Source organism: Microbacterium sp. ZW CA_36 (genome assembly GCF_044987475.1).
In the GTDB taxonomy this organism is placed as follows: domain Bacteria; phylum Actinomycetota; class Actinomycetes; order Actinomycetales; family Microbacteriaceae; genus Microbacterium.
This window is the reverse complement of the sequence record NZ_JBJDRL010000140.1, coordinates 1-1235: the sequence shown is the minus strand read 5'-3', so window position 1 is coordinate 1235 and position 1235 is coordinate 1. Positions and strand designations below refer to the sequence as shown.

Here is a 1235-nt window from a genome sequence, read left to right as displayed (position 1 = left end):
GCGTGCGACGACGGATGGCGGGGCCGGGACGCCGGCCCGGGCGCGGCGTCCGTCGCGCTGGGCATGGCTGCGCCGGCTGTGGGCGCTGTCGACCGGCCGGTTCGGCCTCATCGTCGTCGCGGTGGTCGTCGTCACCGCCGTCGTCGCACGGTTCTGGACGCCGTTCGACCCGCAGCAGGTCGAGATCTCGGACCGCTGGGCGCCTCCCGGCTGGCCGCACCTGCTCGGCACCGACGGGTCGGGCCGCGACATCCTGAGCCTGCTGATGGCCGGTGCCCGCACCACCGTGTTCGTCGCCGTCGGCGCCGGGATCGTCGCGACGGTGATCGGCATCTCCCTCGCCGCGCTCGGCGCCCTCACCGCGCGGTGGGTGCGCGAGTCGGTGGCGGTCTTCGTCGACATCCTCATCGCGTTCCCGGTGCTCATCATCGCGATGATGATCTCGGCCGTGTGGGGCGGATCGCTGTGGGTCGTGATCTGGGCGGTGGGCATCGGCTTCGGCGTGAACATCGCGCGGGTGACCCGCCCCGAGCTCCGACGGGTGCTGCAGAGCGACTTCGTGCTGGCCGGCCGCGCGTCGGGTCTCACGCCCGCGCAGAATCTGTGGCGCCACCTGCTGCCCAACGTCGCCCCGGTGTTCATCGTGCAGCTCTCATGGGGCATGGCGGTCGCCGTGCTCGCCGAGGCCGGCCTGTCCTACCTCGGCTTCGGCGCGCCGGTGACGGAGCCGTCCTGGGGCCTGCTGCTCGCGCAGCTGCAGCAGTTCATCGCGGTGCACCCTCTGTCGGTGGTGTGGCCGGGCCTCGCCATCACGCTCACGGTCCTCGGCCTCAACCTGCTGGGCGACGGCCTGCGCGAGGCGACCGATCCCACGCTCTCGCGGAGCCCGTTCGCCACGCGCCGCGCGCGCCTGCACATTCCCGAGGTGGTGTCATGAGCCTCACCCCCGTTCCCAACTCAGGATCCGCGCATCCGCGCCGCGGTCCCATCCGCATGCTTCCGCGGTTCGGCACCCGTCGATGCTGCCCCGTTCCTGAGTTGGGAACAGGATCGGGAGGGCAGGAGGGTGGCACCGTGAGCCGGCGAGTCCCCGAGGTGGTGTCATGAGCCTCACCCACGTTCCCAACTCAGGATCCGCGCATCCGCGCCGCGGTCCCGTCCGCATGATTCCGCGATTCGGCGCCCGTCGATGCTGCCTCGTTCCTGAGTTGGGAACAGGATCGGGCGGGCGGGAG

At 71.9% G+C, this 1235-nt stretch carries 1 protein-coding gene; it reads left to right on the top strand.

What is annotated here, in order from left to right; all coding sequences use genetic code 11:
• Nucleotides 1-67 precede the first annotated feature (67 nt).
• Entirely contained in the window at nucleotides 68-937 is an 870-nt protein-coding gene (locus tag ACI3KX_RS22095) for an ABC transporter permease (RefSeq protein WP_349429110.1), read from the top strand.
• Nucleotides 938-1235 lie beyond the last annotated feature (298 nt).